Below are 23,210 nucleotides of genomic sequence, written 5' to 3' on the forward strand. Positions count from 1 at the left end.
CTGTTCGGGCCGCCTTACATGAGGGTCGTACGGGTGGTCCTGCCCATGGGTGGGAGTGACCTGGCAGGGAGCGTACGACGCGGATGACCGGCAGACGGCGGGAAACCGGCGGTTGTGCCAAGACCGGGGGAATTCTGCGACAACAGTGTGGCCGTGTCGCGACGCCGTGACGTCCGTTCAGGCGGAGAGCGGCCCGGCCTCGTCCGCGGTCGCGGAGTCCAGGTCGGGGTGGACGTCGAAGAGGCGGCGCACACCGAGCGCGCCGAGCACGCGGTTGACGTGCGAGCCGTCCTCGGCCCCCCGGTCCGGCAGGATCAGCCGCAGCCGGCCCTGGCAGGAGCGGATCAGCCGGCGGGCGGCGATGAGGACGCCGACCCCGCTGGAGTCGCAGAAGAACACGTCGGAGAGGTCCACCACGAGGCTGTGGTGCCCCTCGGCGACGCTGTCGTGCACCCGTTGGCGCAGCACCGGCGAGGTCATCAGGTCCAGTTCCCCGGACACCCGGAGGACGGCCCACTCGCCCTGCTCGACGCCGGTCACGCTGAATGCCACGGCCCTGCCCTCCGCTCGCCGGATCTCCCGGAACCGCCCGGAAACGGAAGCAGTTCCTACGTTTCTTGTCGCGCGGCTGCCCAGCGGCCGTTCCCCGAAACGTGAGGCGACAAACGACAGTCGATCGGCTAAGGGCTTGTTTCGGTCACTATCGGTCCTGTTCGATCAGAGGTGCATGCATCTTGTGTGAAGGATGTGTGAAGGGGGCACTATCACCTGCGGCCCTTCCGGGGGCGCACATTGACACAAAGGGGCGTGCACCGTCTGGCGTGCCGACTACATTCGAGAGGCCGGGACCGACAGGCTGGACGGGCCGGACAGGGTGAGGGGAGGGGACCGCATGGCCAGGAAGGACGTACCGCCCCGCTGGGACCGCAAGATGCAGCAGCGGCTCGCGCGCGGTGAGGCGGCCGCCCTCGGCGAGCTCTACGACCGTTTCGCCTCCCTCGTGCACAACCTCGCCCACCGCGTCCTCGCCGACGAGCAGGACGCCGACGCCGCCACCCGCGAGGTCTTCGCCCACGTCTGGGAACACCCCGAGACCTACGACCCCCAGCAGGGCCCCCTGCGCTCCTGGATCGCCGCCGTCACCCACCGGGTCGCCGTACAGCGGCTGCGCGACCGGGAGGAGCTGGAGCAGCCGCGGCGCGAGGAGCTGGAGAGCAAGGTGCGCCGCGCCTCGGTCGCCGCCCGCGCCGACTACATCGTGCACTCCATGCCGGCCCCGCTGCGCGCCGCCCTCGACCTGGCCTACTTCCAGCGCCGCGACTACCGCCAGACCGCGGCCGACCTCGGCGTCACCGAGGACGAGGCCCGCCGCCGGCTCCGCCTCGGCCTCCAGCTCCTCTCCACCGCCCATGACACCGGCACACCGCCGGGATACCGGGGTGCGGTGTGAAGGGGACGGGCGGCTCCGGGGCGCACGACGAGTACGGCGAGTTCGGCGAGTTCGGTGAGTTCGGTGAGTTCGGTGAGTTCGGCGAACACGCCGGCCACGGGGGAGAAGAGGGCCACGGTGGTGACGCGCGCGGGGAACGGCCCAGGGGGGACGCCGACTTGGGCGGGCGCGGTTCCGGGGTCGACCGGCGTGGTTCCGGCGCCGGGGGATCCGCTGCCGGGGGTTCCGGCGGGCGCGGCGGCGGTGCGGGGGACGTGCCGCCCGGTGCCGGTGGGTCCGGGTCCGCCCCGGCGCCGCGGATACCCACGCCCCGCGCGTCCGTGGAGGACAGCGGGCTCCCGTTGCCCGACCTCGCCGATCCGGGAGACCTCGCACCCGTGCCGCTCGACCTGTCGCACGACGTCCTGAAGTCGCTGCTCGGCGCCTGGGCGCTGGCCGCCTGTTCGGCGGCGGAGACGGCGGCCGTGGAGGAGCACCTGGGCGACTGCGGCTCCTGCGCCGACGAGGCCCGCCGGCTGCGCGAGGCGGTCGGCCTGCTGCACCAGCCGGAGACCCTGGACCTGAACCCGGCGCTGCGCACCCGCGTCCTGGCCTCCTGCCTGAAGCGCCGGCCGCCGCGCATCCCGGTGCCCGACTGGGCGGCGCCGTACGACGCCGAGACCGCGCGGCTGGACGCGCTGCTCCAGGACTTCGGGGACGCGGAGTGGCACGCGCCGGTGCGACTGCGCTGGTTCGATGCCGACGCACCGACGAGCCGTCGTACGACCGTCGCCGGGGTGATCGCGCACCTGCTGTCGGTGGACGGGCTGATCGCGACGGCGCTCGGTCTGGAGGACCCGCTGGCCGAGGTCGCCGGCGCCGACAAGGAGGCCGTGGGTCCGGCGGGCCGCACGGAGGCGTTCTGGCGGGCCTCGCACTTCCCGCCGACGCGCTCGGTGCGGGGGCCGTGGCGGGAGCAGAGCCACAGCCTGGTGCGGACCGTGTCCTTCACCGGCGGCCACGCGGGCGGGCTCACGGTGCCGTACGGCGACTTCGCGCTGCCGCTGCACGACGCGATGCTGGACCGCGCCTTCGAGTGCTGGGTGCACGCCGAGGACATCGCCGAGGCGGTGGACTATCCGTACCAGCCGCCGGCGCCGCGGCACCTCAACAGGATGATCGACCTCGCGGCCCGTCTGCTGCCGACGGCGCTCGCCGCGCGCCGCCGGGCGGGACTGTCCGCGCCGGGTCGCCGGACCCCGCACCTGGTCCCGGCCGGCGCGCCCGGCCGCAGCCTGCGCCTGGAGATCGAGGGCGCGGCCGGCGGCGAGTGGCTGATCCCCCTCGACTCACCGGCGGCGGTGGGCTCCGCCGACTTCGAGGTGGCCCACGTGGCGCTGGACGGCGTGGAGTTCTGCAAGCTGGCGGCGGGGCATGTGCCTCCGGCGGAAGCCGCGGTGGGTCAGGTCGGTGACCGCGAGGCGATCAAGGACGTGCTGTTCGCGGTCGCGTCGTTGAGCCGGATGTAGGGGCGGGCCGGACGCGTCGGCGGCTGCGGGTGACCGGGGGTCGCTCGCGCGGCTCCCCGCGCCCCCGGAAGGGCGCCCAACCGCCCGGCGACGGAAAGTGCCCGCGCGGCTAGGCGAACACCACCGTGCGGCGCCCGTTGAGCAGGATCCTCCGCTCCGCATGCCACTTCACGGCCCGCGCCAGCGCCTGGCACTCCACGTCCCGGCCGATCGCCACGAGCTGGTCCGGTGTCACGTCGTGCCCGACGCGCTCGACCTCCTGCTCGATGATCGGGCCCTCGTCCAGGTCCGCGGTGACGTAGTGCGCCGTCGCGCCGATCAGCTTCACACCCCGCGCGTGCGCCTGGTGGTACGGCTTCGCGCCCTTGAAGCTCGGCAGGAAGGAGTGGTGGATGTTGATGATCCGGCCGCTGAGCTGCTTGCACAGGTCGTCGGAGAGGACCTGCATGTAGCGGGCGAGGACGACCAGCTCGACGTTCTCCTCGCGGACGATCTCCAGCAGCCTCGCCTCGGCCTCCGACTTGGTGTCCTTCGTCACCGGGATGTGGTGGAAGGGAATGTTGTAGGAGCCCACCAGCTCCTCGAAGTCGGTGTGATTGGACACCACACCCACGATCTCCACCGGAAGCGCGCCGATCCGGGCCCGGAACAGCAGGTCGTTGAGGCAGTGCCCGAACTTGCTGACCATCAGCAGGATGCGCATCTTCTCGTCGGCCCGGTGGATCTGCCAGTCCATGTGGAAGGAGTCACCGATCGCGGCGAAGCTCGCCCGCAGTTTGTCCACCGTCACCGGCGCCTCGGCCGAGAAGTGGACGCGCATGAAGAACAGTCCCGTGTCGTGGTCGCCGAACTGCTGGCTGTCCTCGATGTTGCAGCCGGTCATGAACAGATAGCTGGACACGGCGTGCACGATGCCCTTTTTGTCCGGGCAGGAGAGCGTGAGGATGTACTGGTCGGCCGGCGCGGCGGCGGAGGAGGCGGACTGATCGGTCATGCACCACAGGGTCCCACACCGGCCGCCCGCCATGGGGCGGCCGTCCGCCACGCGGACCCCGCCAGGACCCGACCACGAGCGGTCAGGACCCGTCAGGACCTCGTCAGGATCCGCAGCACATCCAGGCTCTTCGGCGGCACGTCCGGGCCCTCCCCGTCGCTCACCGACATCCGCACGTGCGCGTCCCGGGCCGCCCGCACCGCGTCCGGCCAGCCGGAGTGGTCCAGGTAAGCGGCGACGGGCGCGTCCGGGCCGACCTGGTGCATGATCCTGAGCACCCGCAGCACGGCGGTGTCGACGAGCGCCGCCTCCTGCGAGTCCCGGAATATGGTGCCGACGTACTTCTCGGCCGACCAGCTGTCCAGCCAGGTGTCCTCCACCAGCCGGTACACCGCGTCCGTGACGTCACCGTAGCCGTCCACGCCGGCCAGCCAGACGTCCCGCTGGAACACCGGGTCGGAGAGCATGTGCAGCGCCGAGCGCACATTGCTGCGCCACCGCCACCACGGCATGTCGTTCAAGGGCATGCCGCCCATGGTGGAGGAGCGACGGCCGCGACGGGAAGAGTTCTCCGAACCTTGCACGGTCATCGATCGTACGTTCCCCGTCCCCTGCGTCTCACCGGCCCCCGTAATTCACCTCCGTGTCATCCTTCGTTGACCAAGAGTCACTCCGGGGTTGGGTCTGTGAGGGAATCGTGCGTGTGCATGACCGGCAGGCGACGCACGTGCAGTACCCCTCCTCCCGTCCTTCCCCGCCCCGTCAGAGCCACCGCCCTCGCGGCGGGCGCGGTGGCCCTCTGTGCGTCCCTCACCGCCGCGTGCGGGGTCATCCCCGGTGCCACGGGGGGCTCCGGGGATGACCCGGTCAAGGTGATGACCTGGGCCCCGCAGGACACCGACGCGACCAACAAGCCCGGCATGCCCGCGATGGCCCGCGCCTACGCCAAGTGGATCAACTCCCACGGTGGCATCAACGGCCGCAAGCTGGAGGTGCTGACCTGCAACGACCACAACGACGGCGTGGGCGCCGCGCGGTGCGCCCGGCGCGCGGCGACCGAGAACGTGGTCGCCGTCGTCGGCTCCTACAGCCAGTTCGGCGACTCCTACCTCGCCCCGCTTGAGGGCGCCGGCATCCCCTACATCGGCGGCTACGGCGTCACCAACGACGAGTTCACCGGTGCCATGTCCTACCCGGTCAACGGCGGCCAGCCCGCCCTCCTGGCCGGCCTCGGCAGGGCCCTCGCGGAGGGCTGCGGCAACGTCGCCCTGGTCCGCCCGGACAGCATCGCCGGCGACCAGCTGCCCGCCATGCTCGACGCCGGTCTCAAGGCGGGCGGCCACGCCGACGCCGGCGACCAGCTCGCCGCGGAGGACGCCACCGAGTACGGCGGTCAGGCCGAGCAGGCGCTGCGCCACGCGACCAAGGACGTGACCAGGAAGGGCTGTGTGGTGCCCGCCCTCGGGGACCGCACGGACACCTTCATGGACTCCTTCCGGCGGGCCCGCGAGAACTTCCCGGCCGTGCGCACGGCGACCGTGCTCGGCAGCGTGGACCAGACCGTGATCAACGCGACCGGCGGGGCGTCGGGGCCGTACGAGGGGGCGTACATCACCGGCTGGTACCCGGTCGCCTCCGACCACCGCTGGGACCCGATGAAGAAGGTGATCAACGAGGAGGCCTTCGGCGACAACCGCATCGACCCCGCGGACGCCGGTGTGCAGACCACGTGGATCGCCTACACCGTCCTCAAGGCCGTCCTGGAGAAGATCGGCGAGGGTGAGGTGAGCGCCGACACCGTGCGGCGCACCCTCAACGACGGGCTGCGGGTCCCCACCGGCGGCCTCACCCCGACCCTGCACTGGCCCTACGAGAGCAAGCTGGCCGCGGTCGGCTTCCCGCGGCTGGTCAACGCCGACGTCACCCTCCAGGTGGTCCGGGACGGCAAGCTGGTCGCGGCCCACAAGGACATCGGCGGCACCAACGGAATCGCCGACATGACCTCGACCCTGGAGAACGCCGACGTGCCGTGACGGCCGTCCGTCACAGCTGGGTCGGCTGGCGCTGGGTCAGGCCGTACTGCTTGGCGATCGCGTTCCACAGCGCCGCCGCCTTGGTCTTCTGCGCGCTGGCGGTGCCGCTCTCCCGGTTGCCGGCCTGCGTCTCGCCGGTGGTGCGGGCGTGCCCCTTGCGGCAGACCTTGTGCCCCTTGGCCTGGTCGGCCCAGGCCGCGTAGTGGTTGTCGGCCGCGGCGGACGCCTGCCAGGCCTTGGTCAGCGCGGCCGTCAGATCGGCGTTGCCGGGCAGCTTGTCCACGGACAGCTTGCCGAGCCGCGTGACCAGTTGGCCGCGCTGCTGAGCCGCGTCCCGCAGGTTGGAGGCGGCCTGGTCGAGGTTGTCGCACTGCTTGACGTCCGCCACCGCCTGGATCACCGAGGCCCGGCTGCTGCCGCTGTCCGCGAGCAGCTTGTCCAGCTCGACGGCCTGCTGCCGGGCCGGGTCGGCGGCGGGCGAGGCGGAGGAGTCCTGCGTGGCCGGGGAGGCGGCCGCGACCGTCTTGTCGTCCGTGCCCTGGTCCTTGTCGCCCCCGCCGCTGAGCAGCGCGCCGGCGCCGACGCCGAGCACGACGATGCCGACGCCGATCGCGGCGATCAGCGGCACCCGTGACCGGCCCCGGCGCGACCCGCCGTCGCCGTCCGGACCCGCGTCGTACGACGGCTGTGCCGGGCGGTACGACGACTGCGCGGGGCCGGGGTAGGCGTCCTGCTGCACCCGCGGCATCTGCTGGGTGGACCCGGCCGGGCTGTCGCCGCCCCCGGGGCCGCCGCGGAAGAGGTTGTCGAACTCGGCGGGCGGCTGCCGGTCCGCCCCTTGCGCCTGGGCCTGGGCGGCGTACGGCGGGATGTACTGCGTGGCCTCCGCGTCCGAGGGCGCGGGCGCCGCCTGCCGGGGCGTCTGGCCGAGGTAGCGCGTCTCCTCGCCGGCCGACTCCGGCGGCAGCGCGCCGGACGCGACCGGCGGCATGTACTGGGTGGCCGCCTCGTGGACGCCGCCCCCGGCGGGGACCGGCGGTATGTACTGGGTGGCGCCGTCGGCCTGCACGGGCGGTATGTACTGGGTGGCGCCCTCGTCGCCGGGCGCGGCCGGGCCGGCGGGCACCGGCGGGAGGTACTGCGTCGCGCCGTCCGCGCTCGGGGGCAGCGGGGCGCCCGCGGCCGGGTACGCGGACTGCTGCGGCGCGGCGGAGTGCTGACCCGGAGCGGGCTGCGCCGGGTACGGCTGCTGCTGCGCGTGCTGCTGGTAGGGATCGGGCGCGCCGTACGCGGGCTGCTGGGCCGCGCCGTAGGCACCGGGACCGGTCTGACCGCCGCCGTACTGCGCCTCCTGACCGCCGTAGGAAGCCGTCGGCCCGCCGTAGGCAGGGGCCTGGCCGCCGTACGACGGGGCCGGGGCGCCCTCCGGAGGCAGCGGGCCGGGGTTCGCCGCGGACGGGGGCCGCTGGTCGGGGCCGCCGGGGCCGTCCCACTGCGGGGCCGCCGCCGGGGGCCAGCCCTGGTCCGGCTGGGGCGCCTGCTGCTCGGGGCCCCACGAACCGCCCCAGGCCTGTCCGCCGGCCGGGTGGGCGGGGGCGGGCGTCCCGGTCATGCCCGGCAGCAGGGGCTCTCCTCCGTCGGAGGGCAGCACGATGCCTTCGCGCGCGGTCCGCGCCGAGGGCTCCTCGCCCTGTCCACTCTGCGTCACCGGGACTCCTACTAATGGGGGACCTTGTGAATCGTCGGCTCACGCTACCGGCTCCCCCGAGCCCCGTGCCACGCAGTGCGGTTCGCGACCTCCTCCCTGTGACAGCGGTAACACCAGCGCCCCGCCAAGCGCTGTGCACGGCGCCCGGCGCACACCCGGGTGCCGTTTGCCGTTCGTTCACGCGCCGGCGGGGCTGGTGTTCACGCGGCCTGCTGGAGATCGAGCCGCGCCCCGAACTCCCGTACCACCGCCTCCTCCCGGAAGGGCTCCAGCCGCTGCTGGAGGTCGTCCAGGTACTCGGCGCCCCGGTTGGAGCGGAGCGTCTCCAGCAGCTCCACCGCCTTCATGCCCGTGGTGCAGGCCTGCTCGATCTCGCGCTGCTGCACCTGGGCCGTGGCGAGCAGCACATAGCCGATGGCGCGCCGGCGGGCCCGGGACTCCGGGTGCCCGGCCAGCGACTGCTCGGCGTACCGCGCGGCCTGGTCGGCCTGCCCGAGGTCGCGGTGGCAGTGGGCCAACTCGTCGGCCAGGTAGGCCTCGTCGAAGTGCGCGATCCACACCGGGTCGTCCCCGGCCGCGTCGTCCGCCGCCTCCATCGCCGTGATCGCCCGCCCGCCGGCCTCCTGCGCCGCGCGCGCGTCACCGAGCAGGGCGTGCCCGCGCGCCTCGGCGGCGTGGAACATCGCCTCCACGCGCGGGGTCACCTGCCCGCGCGCCCCCTCCTGCGCCGCCCGCGCCAACTGGGCGATCTCGCGCGGGTTCCCGAGCTGCGCGGCGAGGTGGCTCATGGACGCGGCGAGCACGTAACCGCCGTACCCGCGGTCCCCGGCCGCCTGCGCGAGCCGCAGCGACTGGATGTAGTACCGCTGGGCGAGGCCCGGTTGCCCGGTGTCCACGGCCATGTACCCCGCCAGCTCCGTCAACCGGGCTACGGCGGCGAAGAGTTCCCGGCCGACCGCCTCCCGGTAGGAGCCCGCGAGCAGCCCGGAGACGACGCTGTTGAGGTAGTGCACGACGACCGGGCGCACATGCCCGCTGCCGTACTGGTGGTCGAGGTCCACCAGCGCCCGGGTCATGGACCGTACGGCCGCCACGTCGGACTGGCCGACGCGCGGGCCCGCCTGCCGGGCCACCTGGGGGTCCGGCGCCGAGATCAGCCAGTCGCGGCTCGGCTCGACCAGCGCGGAGGCGGCGACGGAGGAGCCGGACAGGAAGTCCCGGCGCCCCACGTCGCTGCGCCACAGCTCGCAGACCTGCTCGATGGCGCCCAGTACCGTCGGCGAGAACTGGAGACCGACCCCCGAGGCGAGGTTCTTGCCGTTGGCCATGCCGATCTCGTCGATCGTGACCGTACGGCCGAGCTTGCGCCCGAGCGCCTCGGCGATGATCGCCGGGGCCCGGCCCCGCGGCTGCTGGCCGCGCAGCCAGCGCGCCACGGACGTCTTGTCGTAGCGCAGGTCGAGACCGTGCTCGGCGCCGCACATGTTGACCCGCCGGGCCAGCCCGGCGTTCGAGCACCCCGCTTCCTGGATGAGTGCCTGCAGCCGTTCGTTCGGCTGCCTCGCCACGAGAGGCCTTGCGGCCATGTGCTACCCCCTGCGTTGCGATCCCCTGGAGCGTGTTGCGATCCTCCGGAGCACAAAGATCCGGCCGGAAGATCACTGCCCAGCTGACATACCGTCAATGCGTGACATATGCGGATTGCCGGGGTAAAGACGGTTCCCCCCGTCCTTGGCTACCCATCTCACGCCCCGCCCCCTCCCGCGCGCCCCCGGCCATGCACCCATGCGCCCCGACTGCCGAATCGATGCTCCTCCCCCGCGCGCGTTACGGCCGTAACTCCAGGTGGGTGCGGGAGTTGAGTGGGACGTGGAAGAGACGATCGCGGGCGCCCAGGACACTCAGACGGCGGGTCACATCCCGCAGCAGCGCGGGGAGTCGCTGCTGGAGACCGCCGTACGCTACGCCGAGGAGCGGCACTGGGACGTGTTCCCGGGCACCTGGCTGGAAGCCGTCGACGGCAGGCAGCGCTGCTCGTGCGGCGACGCCTCCTGCCCTGCGCCGGGTGCGCACCCCGCGCGCCCCGACTGGGCGACCCAGGCGACCGGCAGTGCGACCGTCGCGCGCCGGATGTGGCAGAAGCAGCCGGCGGCGGCGATCCTGCTGCCGACGGGCCGGACGTTCGACGCGCTGTCCGTCCCGGAGAGCGCCGGTTTCCTGGCACTCGCCCGGATGGAGCGGATGCGGCTGACACTCGGACCGGTCACGCTGACCCCGGACCGGCGCATGCAGTTCTTCGTCCTGCCCGGTGCGACCGCGAAGGTGCCGGAGCTGGTGCGCAAGCTCGGCTGGTCGCCGGCGTCACTGGACCTCATGGCTCTCGGCGAGGGCGCGTACGTGGCGGCGCCGCCCACGCGGTTCGGGTCCCGGGGGGCCGCGCAGTGGGCCCGCCGGCCGACGCCGGCGAACCGGTGGCTTCCGGACGCGGAGGAGTTGATCTCGCCGTTGGCCTATGCGTGCGGGAGGGATCGTTAGGCGGTTCGCCCACTCGTCTGCCGGGTGCCGGTGACGTGGCGGCCAACGGTTCGTCGTGGCTGGTCGCGCAGTTCCCCGCGCCCCTCGAAGGGGCGCGGGGAACTGCGCAGGTACGCACCACCGGCCCGCGCCCGCCGACGACCCGAAACCGGCAGACGCGTGGGCACTCAACCCACGGGCAAGCCGTCGAGGAACGGTGAGACGGCCGACCGCCAAGCCGCCGGCAGGTCGTAGTGGGCCAGGTGCCCCGCGTCCGGGACCTCCGCGTACTCCCCGCGCGGCAGCACCCGCACCATCTCCTGGGCCTCCGCCCGCCCCAGCTCGCCGTCCACGCCGCGCACCACCAGCGTCGGGCACCGGACCTGGGCCAGCTCCTCCCAGTGGGCGTCGTAGACCCATGTCTCGCGGGAGCTGAGCATCTGTTCGGGGTCGAAGACGGGCCGCCAGCCGTCCTCGCACTCGTGCATCACCTCGGCGTAGAAGGCCCCGCGCCCGGGACTCGGGCGCTCCACCCAGGGGTCGTCCTCGCCGAACCACTTGCGGACGTCGGCCAGACTGGCGAAGGGGACGGGCCAGGACCGGAACCAGTCGGCCCACTCGCGCTGCGAGGCCGCGCCGAGGGCGGAGGCCCGCATGTCGCAGATGATCAGGCCGCGCACCAGGTCGGGGCGCTTGGCGGCGAGCTGCCAGGCGGTCAGCGCGCCCATGGCGTGGCCGATGAGGAGGACGGGGGCGAGGCCGAGCTGTTCCACGGCGGCCTCCGCGTCCTCGACGTAGGCCTCGCGGGTGTACGCGGCGCGCGGGGGCTTCTCGCTCTGGCCGTGGCCGCGCTGGTCGAGCGCCACGGCGCGGTGGCGGCCGGAGAGCCAGCGGGCGGTGGGCGCCCAGTGGGAGGCGCGGCCCATCAGACCGTGGAGTAAGAGCACGCCCGGAGCGCCGGACTCCGCCTCCCCCTCGGTGTCCGGATCCGCCTCCGGTTTCGGAGGGTCGGCGAACTCCCAGGCGGCCAGGCGCACCCCGCCCGCTCCCGTCACATCGATACGCCGTGCCATCTGACCTGGCCCCCCAGCTCCGCCGTCCTCGTCGTCCAGCCGCTTCAGGCTATCGAATACCTATTCGAAAATTGCGTCTCCGCGTTCAACACCCCTCATTTGAGTGACACCCCTCAGGGAATGATCGTCTCAGCCGAGGGGATGTTTCTGGCGGGAGGCGGACCGCTCGGGGAAAAGCCGGTCCGAGGGGGTGACCCTGAGAGCTCGGGGCTCCGGGTCAGCACAGGGGAGGACAGGCCCCGGCGCGCAAGCGCCGGGGCCCTCTCCGTCTCAGCGCTTGGCGACGAACACATGGGAGGCGGTGTCCGCCTCCAGCTCGGCCGCCTCGCCGCCGCTGCCCACCAGCACGCCACCGGGCGACTCCGTCACGCTCACCACGGAACCGGGCTGCACACCCGCGCGCCGCAGCGTGTACATCAGCTGCGCGTCCGTCTGGATCGGCTCCCCGATACGGCGGACGACGACCGTCTTGCCGTCCGAGCCCGGGTCCAGGTCGGCCAGCGACACCATGCTCTCGTCGAGGAACGGGTCCGCGCCGTCCTTCTCGCCCAGCTCCTCCAGACCGGGGATGGGGTTGCCGTACGGCGACTCGGTGGGGTGCCGCAGCAGCTCCAGCACGCGGCGCTCCACGGCCTCGCTCATCACGTGCTCCCAGCGGCACGCCTCGGCGTGCACCTGCTCCCACTCCAGCCCGATCACGTCGACCAGCAGACACTCGGCCAGACGGTGCTTGCGCATCACCCGCGTCGCCAGCCGACGGCCCTCGTCCGTCAGCTCCAGGTGGCGGTCGCTGGCCACGGAGACCAGGCCGTCGCGCTCCATCCGCGCCACCGTCTGGCTCACCGTCGGCCCGCTCTGGTCCAGCCGCTCCGCGATGCGGGCGCGCATGGGGACGACGCCTTCCTCTTCGAGTTCGAGGATGGTGCGGAGATACATCTCCGTGGTGTCGATCAGTCCGGACATACGTGCCCCTCGATTACCTCTGCCGGCAGCCGGCCGCGTGCGTCGGCCCTGGCATCAATTCTGCCGGATACCACTGACAAGCGGGCGGCACCGGGGAAACGGGGGCCGGCTCGCGGTGCCGGCCGGTCCCTCCTGCGGGGCGCTGCCGCCCGGCCGTATTGACACCGCACTGGTCCAGACCGCACGGTGATCCGCGACACAGACGCTGCGAAGGGGCACCGCATGAGCGACGGCACGCCTGCCGACCTGTTCTTCGACGCCGCCATCGGCCTGCTGCAACGGGTCCGCGACGAGGAGGCCGGGGCGATCACCGCGGCCGGCACCCTGCTCGCCGACACGGTCGCGGCCGGCGGCCGCCTGTTCGCCTTCGGCGCCGGGCACTCCTCCCTGGCCGCCCAGGACGTCGTCTACCGCGCGGGCGGCCTGGCCCTGATGAACCTGCTCGCCGTGCCCGGCGTCGTCGGCGTCGACGTCACCCCGGCCACCCTCGGCTCCGCCCTCGAACGTGTCGACGGCCTCGCGAGCGCCGTGCTGGAGACGTCGCCGCTGCGCGCCGGTGACGCCCTCGTGATCATCTCCCTGTCCGGCCGCAACGCGCTGCCCGTGGAGATGGCCCTCACCGCCCGCTCCCTCGGTGTGAAGGTCATCGGCGTCACCTCGGTGGCGTACGCCTCGGAGACGGCGTCCCGGCACGCCTCCGGCACCTTCCTCAAGGACCACTGCGACGTCGTCCTCGACTCCAAGATCGCCGTCGGGGACGCGGAACTCACCCTCGACACCATCCCGGCGCCCTTCGCCCCCGCGTCCACGGTCGTCACCAGCGCCCTGATGCAGGCCGTCATGGCGACCACCGCCGCCACCCTCGCCGACCGCGGCATCGAGCCCCCGCTGCTGCGCTCCGGCAACGTCGACGGCGGACACGAGTGGAACGGCCGGGTGATGACGGAGTACGGCGACCGGATCTTCTACCGGCACTGACAACGCCCCCCGCCTAGCGGCGGCGATCACACCCCGCGCGGCTGGACGCCCACCGCCGCCGCGTCGAGCACGCCCCACCAGGCGGCCACGGCCGACCCCGGACCGGAAGAACGCCCACGGGAACGCCCCACGCCACTCGGCGATCACGCCCCCGCGCCCGCCGGGCACCCGCCGCCGCGTCGGTGAGCGCGCCCCGCGCTCGTCAGGGTGTCTGCTCGTCCGGCCGCTCGCGCAGCGTCTCCGCGAGGTCCAGTGCCGTCGCGATCCGTACGGCCACGTCCTCCGCGTACGCCGTGTCGGACCGTTCGAAGCGGCTGCGGCCGGAACCGCGCAGGAACGTCACGACGCCCAGCGTCCGGCCCCGGCTGCGCAGCACCGCGCACAGTGCGTGCACCGCGTCGTCGGGCCACTGGCGCTCCCGTGCCCATTCCCGCGCCCGCTGGGCGGAGACCGGTCCGGCGTCCGCGCGCACGGTGCCGCCCCGCTCCACGCACTGGAGCGCCGGGTGGCCCTCCGGGTAGCGCACGGGGAGCCCGGCCGCGCCCGTGAGCAGGCTCGGGCCCGGTGCCCCGGCGGGCGTGGCCGCGAGCCGTACCAGCCGGACCGGAGCCGGGCCGTCCGCGTCCCGCGCGCGCGAGCGGTCCGCCACCCGGTCGACGAGGGCGTGGTCGGCGAAGCCGGCGAGGGCGAAGTCCAGGTGGACGGTGGCCGCCTCCGCCGGGTCCTCGCACTCGGCCGCGGCCCGTGCCGCCCGGTGCAACTGGTTCGTCCGGAACCGCAGCAGGGCCGCCTCCTGCTCCCCCTGCTTGGCCCCGGTGACGTCCTCGAACAGCCACCCCACCCCGAGCGGCACCGGCTCCTCGGCGAGCGGTGAGGACAGCCGCAGGAACCCGCTGCGCCAGCAGCGCCGCTTCTCGCCCTCCGGGGCGCGGACGGTCACCCACATCTCGGCGGGGGCCGGCGGCGCGCCCTCGGCCAGGACGTGGGTCAGCGCGGCCTCCAGCTCCTCCACGCCCTGTGCGAGCAGTTCGCCCAGCGGACGTCCCAGCACGGACGTGCGCCCCACTCCCAGCGCCCGTGCCGCGTGCGCGTTCACCACGGCGGGCCGCAGGTCGGCGTCGACCAGGACGACTCCCCAGGACGCGTCCTCGAACAGCGCCTCGCTCAGCGCGATCGACCGCTCCAGGTCGATCTGCGCATGCACCTCGCTGAACGCGCAGTACACCCCCGCGGGCTTCCCGTCGGGTCCGCGCACGGCGGCCGACTGGGTCCGCACGAGCACCCGCCCACCGTCCTTGGTGACCAGCGCGAACTCGTGCACCTGCCGGCCCGGCGCCCGCATCGCCGACATCAGCCGGGCCTGCACCTCCTCGGCGTCGGCGCTGCGTACCGCCCAGCCGGCGAACCCGTGCCGTCCGACGGCCTCGGCGGCCGTCCAGCCGAGGATCCGCTCGGCCTCCCGGTTCCAGTGGGTCACGACCCCGTCGGCGTCGAAGGCGCACAGCGCCGCGTCCATGCCGTCGAGCAGCGCTGCGAGCAGATCGGAGCCGCCGGACTCACCGGGCTCGTCCGGCCCCAGTTCATCAGTGGTCCCACTCCGCCGCGAAGCACTCACCTGGACCCCCTGGAGACTGCGTCGGCGCACGCACGGCGCTCGGTTCGCTCACTGCCCTTCATTCAACTCGAACGTGACACACCCCACACCCTGTTCCCGCAAGATTGCGGGGATCAATGCACCGGGCCGCCCGGGGAGAGCCGCAGGTCCACCCACTCGTCGCGCTCCCCGTCCAGCACATACCGGTCGATCTCGGCATACCCGTGCCGCGCGGCGAACCGCAGCCCGTCCTCGTTGGCCGCCAGCACACACGTCTCGACGGCTTCGGCGCCCAGCACGCGCGCGTGGGCCAGCGCGTCCTCGTGGATCGCCGTACCGAAGCCCCGCCGCCGGAACTCGGGCAGCACGCGCGCGATGACGGTCGCCACCCTCCCCTGCCCCGCCGGCGGACGCACGGTCGAACACCCGACGAGCACCTCGCCGAGATACGCGTTCGCCAGCCGGTACCGGTCCTGCCGCTCCCGCGCCTCCCCGGCGGACATCGCGGCGGGCGGGACGACCGCGTTGTGGACGTGCCGCCACTGTTCGAGCATCCCGTCGCCGTCGACGCCCGAAATTCGAAGATCCGTCACGCGAGCACCTATACCAGTCACGGCGCCGTTGAAAAAAACAGTTGAGCCCGTCGCGACGGCTTCTTAGGGTGTCGGTTACACGAGAAGGGAGGTGGTTCGGCAGATGTATGAGAACCGGACGCGTGAGGTGGCTGCGGGCTAGCGGCCCGTCACCACACCATGTGCGGTGCCGGACCAGCACGCGAACGGTGCGTGCAGCCGGCCCAATCCCAAGCAGTCACCCGACCCGCGGGCTGCCGGTACGTCCGGCCGGCTCCTCCTTGAGGAACCCAGCCCGCGGGTCGTCTGCGTTTCCCGTCCGCCTCCTCCGGGTCCCGGTCAGGGGCTGAGGCGTTCGACCTTCCAGGTGCCGTCCGGCTGGGCGACGTAGCGCAGGCGGTCGTGGAGGCGGTTCTCGCGGCCCTGCCAGAACTCGACCGTCTCCGGGGTGACGCGGAAGCCGCCCCAGTGCGGGGGGACCGGGACCTGTTCGTCCTCCGGGTAGCGGGCTTCGAGCGCGGCGTAAGTCCTGTCCAGCTCCGTGCGGGAGGCGATCACCGTGGACTGGGCGCTGGCCCAGGCGCCCAGCTGGGAGCCGTGCGGGCGGGTGCGGAAGTAGGCGGCGGTCTCGTCGCGGCCGGTGCGCCGGGCGGTGCCGGTGACGATGACCTGGCGGGCCAGCGGGTGCCAGGGGAAGAGCAGCGAGACGTGCGGGTTCCGTGTCAGGTCACGGCCCTTGCGGGAGTCGTAGTTGGTGAAGAAGACGAAGCCGTCGGTGTCGAACTGCTTCATCAGCACCGTGCGTGAGCTGGGGCGGCCCTCGGCGTCCGCCGTGGAGACGACCATCGCGTTGGGCTCGTAGAGCGTGCCGTGCAGGGCCGCGCGGGCGGCGTCCTCGAACCACCGGGTGAACTGGTCCATCGGATGGGTGGCGAGATCCTGTTCGGCGAGGCCGTCGGCCCGGTACTGCTTGCGCATGGCGGCGGGATCGAGGACGGGATCCAGGAGCGGGTCACGGTCGGTCACGCGGTCATCTTGCCGTATCGAACGGGTATGGCACTGAGTGTCGCTCGGTATCCCCAACTGTGGCACCGGGGGTTATCGTGCTGCTCCCTTTGCGGTTGGGTTGACCACGGGTGACCACCGACGGATCGGGGCATCACCGGGGTGACCGCCGCCCACACATCACGAGGAGCCGCCTGATGTCCGATTTCGTACCCGGGCTCGAAGGGGTCATCGCGTTCGAGACGGAGATCGCCGAACCGGACAAGGAGGGCGGCGCCCTGCGCTACCGGGGCGTCGACATCGAGGACCTGGTCGGCCACGTCTCCTTCGGGAACGTGTGGGGACTGCTGGTCGACGGCGCCTTCAACCCCGGCCTGCCGCCCGCCGAGCCGTTCCCGATCCCCGTCCACTCCGGTGACATCCGTGTGGACGTCCAGTCGGCGCTCGCCATGCTCGCCCCCGTGTGGGGGCTGCGGCCCCTGCTCGACATCGACGAGGCGCAGGCCCGGGAGGACCTGGCGCGGGCCGCGGTCATGGCCCTGTCGTACGTCGCCCAGTCCGCGCGCGGCCAGGGGCTGCCGATGGTGCCGCAGCGCGAGATCGACAAGGCGAACTCGGTGGTGGAACGGTTCATGATCCGGTGGCGGGGCGAGCCGGACCCCAAGCACGTGGCGGCCGTGGACGCCTACTGGACCTCCGCCGCCGAGCACGGCATGAACGCGTCCACCTTCACCGCCCGGGTCATCGCCTCCACCGGCGCGGACGTCGCCGCAGCGCTGTCCGGTGCGGTGGGCGCGATGTCCGGGCCGCTGCACGGCGGTGCGCCCTCGCGCGTGCTCGGGATGATCGAGGAGATCGAGCGCACCGGGGACGCGGAGGCGTACGTCAAGCGGGCGCTCGACCGGGGCGAGCGGCTGATGGGGTTCGGGCACCGGGTCTACCGGGCCGAGGACCCCCGGGCCCGGGTGCTGCGGCGTACGGCACGTGAGCTGGGGGCGCCGCGGTTCGAGGTCGCCGAGGCGCTGGAGAAGGCCGCGCTGGAGGAGCTGCACAACCGGCGGCCGGACCGGGTGCTCGCCACCAACGTGGAGTTCTGGGCCGCGATCATGCTGGACTTCGCCGAGGTGCCGGCGCACATGTTCACGTCGATGTTCACGTGCGCCCGTACGGCCGGGTGGTCGGCGCACATCCTTGAGCAGAAGCGGACGGGGCGGCTGGTGCGGCCTTCCGCCCGCTATGTGGGGCCGGGCCCGCGCCGGCCCCAGGACGTCGCCGGGTACGCGGATATCGCCCACTGAGAGGGGGCCCGGGGCGCGGGTGCGACCGCGGGCCTGTGGTGGCTCGTCGCGCCCGCGCGGCGGGGCCGCACGTCGATACAGCCCCGCGCCCCGGGGAGCTGGTCACGCCGGGGTCAACAAGTTCCCGTGGTGCCGCTGCGCCACCAGCGGGTGGGCCCTCAGCTTGCCCTTCAGCTCGTTGTAGCCGTACTCGGCGTACAGCGGGTTCGTCGGATCCGTCGTGATGCCGGGGGCCCGCGACGCGTGCGGGAACGGCAGCGGCTCGACCCTCGCGTCCAGGCGGGGGTTGTAGAAGAACGGGACCGAGAAGCGCTCGGTGGCGCCGGGCGGGCTGACGACCCGGTGGTTGGTGGCCAGGAGGTAGCCGTTGGTGGCGACCTCCAGGAGTTCGCCGAGGTTGACGACGAACGCGCCCTCGATGGGCGGGACGTCATGGAAGCGGCCGTCCTCGCGCTGGACCTGGAGGCCGCCGACCGTGTCCTGGAGCAGCAGGGTCAGGAAGCCGTAGTCCTTGTGCGCGCCGACGCCCTGGTCGGTGCCGTCGTCCGCGCTGCCGGGGTAGCGGACGAGCTTGAGGTGCGGGTGGGCGCGGTCGCCGAAGATCGGGTCGTAGAAGTCGGCCGGGGCGCCGATGGCGGTCAGCAGTTCCCGCAGGAGCCGGTGGGCGACCCCGCTCAGCCTGTCGATCCAGGCGAGGGCGGCCGTGCGCAGTCCGGGCAGGGCGGCCGGCCACTGGTTGGGGCCCTGGAGCCACCAGTACGGCGGCTCGCCGGGGCCGGGGACACGGGCGGGGCGTTCGGCGCCGATGTCGAGCTGGTCGCGCCAGTCACGGGCGCCGCCGGTGCGTTCGTCGCCGGTGCGGGTGTAGCCCCGGAAGTGCGGGGAGCCGACGTTGTCCAGGGCGAGCCGGTCGGCCTCGGGGAGGGCGAAGAAGGCGCGCATGGCGGTGAGCAGCGCGTCGGTCTCGGCCCGGGTCACGCCGTGGCCGACGAGCTGGAAGAAGCCGACGTCGTGGGCGGCGCTGTGCAACCGGGCGTGGAGCAGGGCGCGGGCCCGCGGGTCGCCGTCGGCGGCCGACAGGTCGATGATCGGGAGCTGGTCGTACGACGTCACTGTGTGCGTGGTCATGATGCGTCCGCGGGTGTACGGGGCACGGGTGACCGCCGAGGGGTGGTGGCGGCCCCCGGGTGCCGGAAAAGGGAGAAAGAGAGAAGGGGGGGCTGGTCAGGCGGAGAGGCGCCGACAGCCCATGCTCGTGACGCGCACGTAGTCCACGTGGCGTCGGCGAACGAGCATCGGAAGCATGGGCCCAAGGGTAACGCGCCCGCACGGTGGCTCCCCCGGGACGCTCCCGGACCCGGCACGGCCGGGTCCGGCCTCAGCCCAGCGCCTCGTCCAGCAGCGCCGCCCACTGGGCGACGACCCGTTCGCGGCGGGCGGTGTCGTCGGTGAGGAGGTTGGCGAGGCCCAGGCCCCGGGCCATGTCGAGGAGGCCCTGGACGGTTTCGCGGACGCCGGGGCGGGACTCGTCGGCGCCCAGGAGGTCGACGGCGATGCGGTGGGTCTCGCGGCCGACGCGGGCCTCCAGCTCGGTCACGCGCGGGCGCAGCTGTTCCTCGTCACAGGCGGCGACCCACAGGTGCAGGGCGGCCCGGAACAGGGGGCCGGTGTAGAGGTCGACCAGGGCCGACACGACGGCCCGGCGGTCGGCGGCGCCGTCCGGGAACAGGGCCCGCAGTGCGAGGGAGCGTTCCTCGGAGACGTACTCGACGGCGGCGGTGAAGAGGTCTTCCCGGGTCGGGAAGTGGTGCTGGGCCGCGCCCCGGGAGACGCCGGCCCGCTCGGCCACGACGGCGACCGTGGAGCCCGCCCAGCCGCGCTCGGCGAGGCAGGCCACGGCGGCTTCCAGGAGCCGCTGCCGGGTGGCCCGGCTGCGGTCCTGCTTGGGAACGCGCTCCCGTTCCGTCGTACTCACACCACCCATGCCGCATCACGTCTTTCCAGGAAGGCCGTCATCCCCTCCCGGGCCTGGGGGGAGGAGAACAGCCGGGCCGAGAGCGCGGTCAGCTCGGCCGCGTCCCGGTCGAATGTCTCCAGCACCCTAGCCGTGAGCAGCCGCTTCGTCTCGGCCAGGGCCTGCGGGGAGGAGCGGCGCAGGCCGTCCAGGACGGGGGCCAGGGCGTCGTCGACGTCGTCCGCCGTCACCGTCAGCAGGCCCAGGCGCGCGGCCTCGGCCGGTCCGAAGCGCTCGCCGGTGAGGTAGTAACGGGCCAGGGTGCGGGGGTCGGCGCGGGGGATCACCGGCAGGGAGATCACGGCGGGGGCCACGCCGATGCGCACCTCGGTGAAGGCGAAGGTGGCGTCGGTGGAGGCGGCGGCGATGTCGCAGGCGGCGAGCAGGCCGAGGCCGCCGGCGCGGACATGGCCGGTGACCCGGGCGACAACGGGTCTGGGCAGCTCCACGATCTGCCGGAGCAGGGCCACCAGGGCGTCGGGGTCGGGCGGGTCACGCAGGTCGGCGCCGGCGCAGAACGTCGTACCGGTGTGGGTGAGCACCACGGCCCGTACGTCCGGGTCCTTGCCGCAGTCGCTCAGGGCCTCGGCGAGTTCCGTGACGAGCGCGGCGGACAGGGCGTTGCGGGTGCCGGTGGAGTCCAGGCTGAGGGTGTCGACGGCACGCGCGCGTGTGCGGCCGATCAGGGCGGTCGGGTGGTGCGTCACGTGTGCTCCCTGAGCTGTCGGCGCAGGATCTTGCCGGAGGTGGCGCGGGGGACGGTGTCGATGAAGGTGATCCGGCGGACGCGCTTGTACGGGGCGACGCGTTCGGCGACGTACAGCAGGACGTCGTTCTCGCTCAGGCCGTCGGCGGTGGGGGCGCGGACGACGAAGGCGTGCGGGATCTCGTTGCCGTCCGCGTCGTACGCGCCGATGACGGCCGCGTCGGCGATGTCCGGGTGGGTGAGCAGGAGCGCCTCCAGTTCGGCGGGGGCCACCTGGAAGCCCTTGTACTTGATGAGTTCCTTCACCCGGTCGACCACGAACAGCCAGCCGTCGGCGTCGACGTACCCGATGTCCCCGGTGTGCAGCCAGCCGTCGGTGTCGATCATCGCGGCGGTGGCGTCGGGGCGGCCGAGGTAGCCCTTCATCACCTGGGGGCCCCGGATCAGGATCTCGCCGGACTCGCCGGTGCCCAGGTCCGTGCCGGGGTCGTCCAGGGAGACGATCCGCATCTCGGTGCCGGCGATGAGCCTGCCGACCGTGCCGGCGGGGGCCTCGCGCAGCCGGTCCAGGGGGACGACATGGGTGCCGGGGGACAGCTCGGTCATGCCGTACGCCTGGCCGATCGGGGGCAGGCCCAGGCGTTCGGCGCACGCGACGGCGAGCCGGGCGTCCAGCGGGGCGGCGGCGCTGATCACGTACTTCAGCGAGGAGAGGTCGTAGCGGCTGACCGCCGGGTGCTTGGCGAGGGCGAGGACGATCGGCGGGGCCACGTACAGGCCGGTGATGCGGTGCTTCTCGATCGCGGCGAGGAACGTCTCCAGTTCGAAGCGCGGCAGGACGACGACCGTGGCGCCCTTGCGCAGGGGCGCGTTCATCAGGGCGGTGAGGCCGTAGATGTGGAAGAACGGCAGGACGGCGAGGATGCGGTCGCCGGGTCCGGCCGGGACGGCGGGTTCGAGCTGGGCGAGGTTGGTGGCGATCTGCCGGTGGGTGAGCATGACGCCCTTGGGGGTGCCGGTGGTGCCGGAGGAGTACGGCAGCGCGGCGATGTCCCCGGCCGGGTCGATGCCGGTCTCCGGCTCGCGGGCGGTGGTGGCGAGCAGGTCGATCAGCGAGCGGTGCCCGGGCGCGCTGTCGCACACGAGGATCTCCCGTACGCCGCCCGCGAGTTCGGCGGCCCGGCGGGCCGTCTCCAGCAGCGGGGAGACGGTGACGATCCAGCGGGCCGCGCTGTCGCCGAGCTGCCCCGCGAACTCCTCGGCGGTGGCCAGCGGGTGCACGGTGGTGACGGCGGCACCCGCGCGCGTGGCCGCGTAGAACGCCATCGGGAACGCGATCGTGTTGGGGCTGTGCAGGGCGAGGACGTCGCCCTTGCGGACGCCCGTCTCGGCGAGGGCGGCGGCCAGGCGCCGGTGGAACCGGTCCACCTGCTCGTACGTGAGGGTGGTGCCGTCCGTGCCGTCGATGAGGGCCGGCTGGTCGCCGAAGTCGGCGGCCCGGCCCAGGACGGCCTCGTGGATGGGGAGTTCTACGGGCGGAACGTCTGCGTACTCGCTGCGGAACACGGTTCCTCCTCGCACGGGGCGCCTAGTACGACTTGGGCAGGCCCAGGGTCTGGTGGGAGACGTAGTTGAGGATCATCTCCCGGCTCACCGGGGCGATACGAGACACGCGCGCGGCCGTTATCAGCGAGGCGAGCCCGAACTCACGCGTGAGCCCGTTGCCGCCGAGGGTGTGCACGGCCTGGTCCACGGCCTTCACGCAGGCCTCGCCCGCCGCGTACTTGGCCATGTTCGCGGCCTCGCCCGCGCCGGCGTCGTCGCCGGTGTCGTAGAGACGGGCCGCCTTCTGCATCATCAGCCGGGCCAGCTCCAGGTCGATGTGCGCCTGCGCCAGGGGGTGGGCGATGGCCTGGTGGGCGCCGATGGGGGCCTTCCACACCGTGCGGTCGCGGGCGTACTCGACGGCCTTGGCGAGCGCGTACCGGCCCATGCCGATGGCGAACGCGGCGGTCATGATCCGCTCGGGGTTGAGCCCCGCGAAGAGCTGGAGGAGCCCCGCGTCCTCGTCGCCGACCAGCGCGTCGGCAGGCAGCCGTACGTCGTCCAGAGTCAGCTCGAACTGCCTCTCGGCCGCGTTGAGTTCCATGTCGATCGGTCGCTTCCGGAAGCCCTGCGCGTCCGTCGGGACGATGAACAGGCAGGGCTTGAGGCGTCCGGTGCGTGCGTCCTCGGTACGGCCGACGATCAGCACGGCGTCGGCCATGTCGACCCCTGAGATGAACACCTTGCGGCCGGTGAGCAGCCAGTCGACGCCGTCCCTGCGGGCCGTGGTGGTGATCCGGTGGCTGTTGGAGCCGGCGTCGGGCTCGGTGATGCCGAAGGCCATGAGGCGGCTTCCCTCGGCGAGTCCGGGGAGCCAGTCCCGCTTCTGCTGCTCCGTGCCGAAGCGGGATATCACCGTGCCGCAGATCGCCGGTGAGACGACGAGCATCAGCAGGGGGGAGCCCGCGGCGCCCAGCTCCTCCAGGACGATGGACAGTTCGGCGATACCGCCGCCGCCTCCGCCGTACTGCTCGGGGAGGTTGACGCCGAGGTAGCCGAGTTTTCCCGCCTCGCTCCACAGCTCGGTGGGGGGCTTGCCCTCGGCGACGGTTCGGGTGAGGTAGTCGCGGCCGTAGCGCTTGCCGAGGGCGGCCACCGCCGAGCGGAGGGCCTTGTGTTCTTCGGATTCGACGAGGGTGGTCATCGGACTCCTTCGGGCTGCGGGTGATCCGTGGCTGGGCGCGCAGTTCCCCGC

At 73.1% G+C, this 23,210-nt stretch carries 21 protein-coding genes; 6 read left to right on the plus strand and 15 right to left on the minus strand.

Translation table 11 applies throughout. From position 1 onward, the window contains the following. Window positions 1-177: 177 nt before the first annotated feature. Window positions 178-552: an STAS domain-containing protein gene (locus ACH4LD_RS08890; protein WP_398055511.1), complete on the minus strand. Its 375-nt coding sequence runs from the start codon at window positions 550-552 to the stop codon at window positions 178-180. A 340-nt stretch (window positions 553-892) separates the two neighbouring features. Between ACH4LD_RS08890 and ACH4LD_RS08895 the strand changes: the two genes are divergently transcribed. After that, a complete protein-coding gene (locus ACH4LD_RS08895) occupies window positions 893-1,450 on the plus strand; it encodes a sigma-70 family RNA polymerase sigma factor (protein WP_398055512.1) in 558 nt (185 codons plus the stop codon). Window positions 1,451-1,704: 254 nt separating this feature from the next. Then, window positions 1,705-2,958: a zf-HC2 domain-containing protein gene (locus ACH4LD_RS08900; RefSeq protein ID WP_398055664.1), complete on the plus strand. Its 1,254-nt coding sequence runs from the start codon at window positions 1,705-1,707 to the stop codon at window positions 2,956-2,958. A gap of 109 nt (window positions 2,959-3,067) precedes the next feature. Here the strand turns inward: ACH4LD_RS08900 and purU are convergent, their stop codons facing one another. Together purU and ACH4LD_RS08910 are read right to left on the minus strand one after the other, a co-directional pair. Beyond that, complete coding sequence (purU, locus tag ACH4LD_RS08905; RefSeq protein WP_132785344.1) at window positions 3,068-3,952, minus strand: formyltetrahydrofolate deformylase; 885 nt, start codon at window positions 3,950-3,952, stop codon at window positions 3,068-3,070. 92 nt (window positions 3,953-4,044) lie between these two features. Continuing rightward, entirely contained in the window at window positions 4,045-4,542 is a 498-nt protein-coding gene (locus ACH4LD_RS08910; RefSeq protein ID WP_398055513.1) for a hypothetical protein, read from the minus strand. Between the two features lie 117 nt (window positions 4,543-4,659). Here ACH4LD_RS08910 and ACH4LD_RS08915 point away from each other — a divergent pair, with 117 nt between their 5' ends. Next, window positions 4,660-5,985 carry an ABC transporter substrate-binding protein gene (locus ACH4LD_RS08915; protein WP_398055514.1) on the plus strand — a complete coding sequence of 442 codons (1,326 nt, stop codon included), beginning with the start codon at window positions 4,660-4,662 and terminating at the stop codon, window positions 5,983-5,985. Between the two features lie 10 nt (window positions 5,986-5,995). Here the strand turns inward: ACH4LD_RS08915 and ACH4LD_RS08920 are convergent, their stop codons facing one another. After that, window positions 5,996-7,693: a hypothetical protein gene (locus tag ACH4LD_RS08920; RefSeq protein WP_398055515.1), complete on the minus strand. Its 1,698-nt coding sequence runs from the start codon at window positions 7,691-7,693 to the stop codon at window positions 5,996-5,998. A gap of 200 nt (window positions 7,694-7,893) precedes the next feature. After that, a complete protein-coding gene (locus ACH4LD_RS08925; protein ID WP_398055516.1) occupies window positions 7,894-9,279 on the minus strand; it encodes a transcriptional regulator in 1,386 nt (461 codons plus the stop codon). Between the two features lie 283 nt (window positions 9,280-9,562). Between ACH4LD_RS08925 and ACH4LD_RS08930 the strand changes: the two genes are divergently transcribed. Then, the gene (locus tag ACH4LD_RS08930; protein WP_398055517.1) at window positions 9,563-10,228 is read left to right on the plus strand and encodes a bifunctional DNA primase/polymerase; all 666 of its coding nucleotides are present in this window, start codon (window positions 9,563-9,565) and stop codon (window positions 10,226-10,228) included. 167 nt (window positions 10,229-10,395) lie between these two features. Here the strand turns inward: ACH4LD_RS08930 and ACH4LD_RS08935 are convergent, their stop codons facing one another. Further along, the gene (locus ACH4LD_RS08935) at window positions 10,396-11,280 is read right to left on the minus strand and encodes an alpha/beta fold hydrolase (RefSeq protein ID WP_398055518.1); all 885 of its coding nucleotides are present in this window, start codon (window positions 11,278-11,280) and stop codon (window positions 10,396-10,398) included. A gap of 270 nt (window positions 11,281-11,550) precedes the next feature. Then, window positions 11,551-12,243, minus strand: coding sequence for a metal-dependent transcriptional regulator (locus ACH4LD_RS08940; RefSeq protein ID WP_014673345.1), 693 nt, complete (start codon window positions 12,241-12,243; stop codon window positions 11,551-11,553). A 222-nt stretch (window positions 12,244-12,465) separates the two neighbouring features. Between ACH4LD_RS08940 and ACH4LD_RS08945 the strand changes: the two genes are divergently transcribed. After that, window positions 12,466-13,221, plus strand: a complete 756-nt coding sequence (locus tag ACH4LD_RS08945) for an SIS domain-containing protein (RefSeq protein WP_132785349.1) — start codon at window positions 12,466-12,468, stop codon at window positions 13,219-13,221. A gap of 202 nt (window positions 13,222-13,423) precedes the next feature. Here the strand turns inward: ACH4LD_RS08945 and ACH4LD_RS08950 are convergent, their stop codons facing one another. From ACH4LD_RS08950 to pdxH, 3 genes are all read right to left on the minus strand, one after another. Continuing rightward, window positions 13,424-14,836: a PAS domain-containing protein gene (locus ACH4LD_RS08950; protein ID WP_398055519.1), complete on the minus strand. Its 1,413-nt coding sequence runs from the start codon at window positions 14,834-14,836 to the stop codon at window positions 13,424-13,426. Between the two features lie 113 nt (window positions 14,837-14,949). Continuing rightward, on the minus strand, window positions 14,950-15,369 hold the full coding sequence (locus tag ACH4LD_RS08955; protein ID WP_398055665.1) for a GNAT family N-acetyltransferase: 420 nt from the start codon (window positions 15,367-15,369) through the stop codon (window positions 14,950-14,952). 357 nt (window positions 15,370-15,726) lie between these two features. Beyond that, entirely contained in the window at window positions 15,727-16,413 is a 687-nt protein-coding gene (pdxH, locus tag ACH4LD_RS08960; RefSeq protein WP_132785351.1) for a pyridoxamine 5'-phosphate oxidase, read from the minus strand. Window positions 16,414-16,589: 176 nt separating this feature from the next. On the opposite strand from pdxH, the gene ACH4LD_RS08965 reads away from it, so the two are divergent. Further along, window positions 16,590-17,690 carry a citrate synthase 2 gene (locus ACH4LD_RS08965; protein ID WP_398055520.1) on the plus strand — a complete coding sequence of 367 codons (1,101 nt, stop codon included), beginning with the start codon at window positions 16,590-16,592 and terminating at the stop codon, window positions 17,688-17,690. A gap of 102 nt (window positions 17,691-17,792) precedes the next feature. On the opposite strand, the gene ACH4LD_RS08970 is transcribed toward ACH4LD_RS08965, so the two are convergent. From ACH4LD_RS08970 to ACH4LD_RS08990, 5 genes are all read right to left on the minus strand, one after another. Further along, the gene (locus ACH4LD_RS08970) at window positions 17,793-18,818 is read right to left on the minus strand and encodes an isopenicillin N synthase family dioxygenase (RefSeq protein ID WP_398055521.1); all 1,026 of its coding nucleotides are present in this window, start codon (window positions 18,816-18,818) and stop codon (window positions 17,793-17,795) included. 250 nt (window positions 18,819-19,068) lie between these two features. After that, window positions 19,069-19,674, minus strand: a complete 606-nt coding sequence (locus tag ACH4LD_RS08975) for a TetR/AcrR family transcriptional regulator (protein WP_132785353.1) — start codon at window positions 19,672-19,674, stop codon at window positions 19,069-19,071. Next, window positions 19,662-20,411: an enoyl-CoA hydratase family protein gene (locus ACH4LD_RS08980; RefSeq protein WP_398055522.1), complete on the minus strand. Its 750-nt coding sequence runs from the start codon at window positions 20,409-20,411 to the stop codon at window positions 19,662-19,664. The genes ACH4LD_RS08975 and ACH4LD_RS08980 overlap by 13 nt, the downstream gene beginning before the upstream one ends. Continuing rightward, window positions 20,408-21,976 carry a 4-coumarate--CoA ligase family protein gene (locus ACH4LD_RS08985; protein ID WP_398055523.1) on the minus strand — a complete coding sequence of 523 codons (1,569 nt, stop codon included), beginning with the start codon at window positions 21,974-21,976 and terminating at the stop codon, window positions 20,408-20,410. The genes ACH4LD_RS08980 and ACH4LD_RS08985 overlap by 4 nt, the downstream gene beginning before the upstream one ends. Before the next feature lie 22 nt (window positions 21,977-21,998). Next, window positions 21,999-23,159 carry an acyl-CoA dehydrogenase family protein gene (locus ACH4LD_RS08990; protein ID WP_398055524.1) on the minus strand — a complete coding sequence of 387 codons (1,161 nt, stop codon included), beginning with the start codon at window positions 23,157-23,159 and terminating at the stop codon, window positions 21,999-22,001. Window positions 23,160-23,210 lie beyond the last annotated feature (51 nt).

The sequence above is a fragment of the Streptomyces sp. NPDC017676 genome, assembly GCF_044329325.1.
GTDB lineage: Bacteria > Actinomycetota > Actinomycetes > Streptomycetales > Streptomycetaceae > Streptomyces.